The organism is Pseudomonas sp. NY15356 (assembly GCF_048068175.1).
GTDB classification, from domain to species: Bacteria; Pseudomonadota; Gammaproteobacteria; order Pseudomonadales; family Pseudomonadaceae; genus Aquipseudomonas; species Aquipseudomonas putida_K.
This window is the reverse complement of sequence record NZ_JBLUPW010000065.1, coordinates 1-1,323: the sequence shown is the minus strand read 5'-3', so window position 1 is coordinate 1,323 and position 1,323 is coordinate 1. Positions and strand designations below refer to the sequence as shown.

1 protein-coding gene is annotated in these 1,323 nt (G+C 54.6%); it reads right to left on the bottom strand.

Annotated elements, in window-relative coordinates:
* Window positions 1–49 precede the first annotated feature (49 nt).
* Window positions 50–1,269 (bottom strand): IS3 family transposase gene (locus ACNFCI_RS23905; protein WP_416768414.1). Its coding sequence is split into 2 segments (ribosomal slippage): window positions 50–921 and window positions 921–1,269, totalling 1,221 coding nucleotides; the frame shifts between segments, so codons are not numbered across the junction.
* Between the last annotated feature and the right edge of the window lie 54 nt (window positions 1,270–1,323).

Here is a 1,323-nt window from a genome sequence, read left to right as displayed (position 1 = left end):
TGTCTAGTCCTGAAATAGGTTTACACCTGTTCAGGTAGGCCGATAGGCCTCAAAACGCCCGATGCACCGCATCGGGCGTTTTGTTTTTCAGGGCCATGTGAGGCCGCTCCGTGTTGTAGATTTGCACCGCCTCATCAACCATCTTTCTCGCCTGCTCCAGATTTTCTGGATTGCTCAGCAGCAGCTCTGTTTTGAGGATTCCGTTGATCCGTTCGGCCAGCGCGTTCTGATAACAGTCATATCCGTCAGTCATCGAGCATTGGACCCCGTTCCGTGCATGCAGTGACTGATACAGCGCTGAGCAGTACTGAATGCCTCGGTCTGAGTGATGGACTAACGGCTGGCGACGCCGCCGTTTGCGCAGGGCCTGTCTAAAGGCTTGTGCAACCGACTCGGCATGCAGGCTCTCATGAACATGATGGCCAACAATCTTTCTAGAGTAAGCATCTGTTACCAGGCTTAGGTACAGTGGGCCGCTTCTGGCCGGCAGGTAGGTGATGTCCGCCACCCACACGTGCTCTGGCCCTGATGGGACAATCTGATTGGGGCCTGGCTTGAGTAGGTTGGGATGACGATAGAAGCGATGAAAGCTCTGTGTCGTCTTGTGATACGCCCGCTTGGGTAGCACCAACAAACGGCGCTCCCCCAAGACCTCAAACAGCCGGTCTCGGCCAACTTGAATCCGCCTATCAGGCTGGCAACGCAGCAGATAGTGCAGTTTCCGTGTGCCTAGCCGTGGCTGACGCATCCGGACTTGTTGCACAAACTCGACAACCCGATCTGCCTGGCGCGCTTTGCTATCAGCAACTCGATTACGTTTGTAGTAAGCCTGTCGGCTGATGCCTAGAAACTGACAAGCCCTGGCAATGCTCAGTCCTGCGACTTGACCTTGCGAGAGGACTTGCCGGATCGCTTTTTTACGACCGACACACCGTAGTCATTCTTTAGGACATCAACGACGGTCTCGAAGAACTGAGCCTTCTGGCTCATTAACTCAAGCTGCTGTTCAAGCTCTTTGATCCGCTGCTCTGGAGTGAGCGTTTTAGGGTCGGACATCGCGCAGCTCCTCTCGGCCCGGATCGACGCCCCTTGGCTCCAATCCTGCCGACCATGCTTACGCAACCATACCAGAACAGTCGACCGACCCTGGATGCCATATCGCGCCTGGGCCTGTTTGTAGGTCAGCTCGCCTTTTTCGATTTGATCAACGACAGCCAATTTAAAAGACAGCGAGTAATCTCGCTGCGTGCGCTTTACACCTTGCTCCATCTAGCTCTCCGGAAAATCGGGATAGGAGGTGTAAACCTTATTCAGGACGGGACA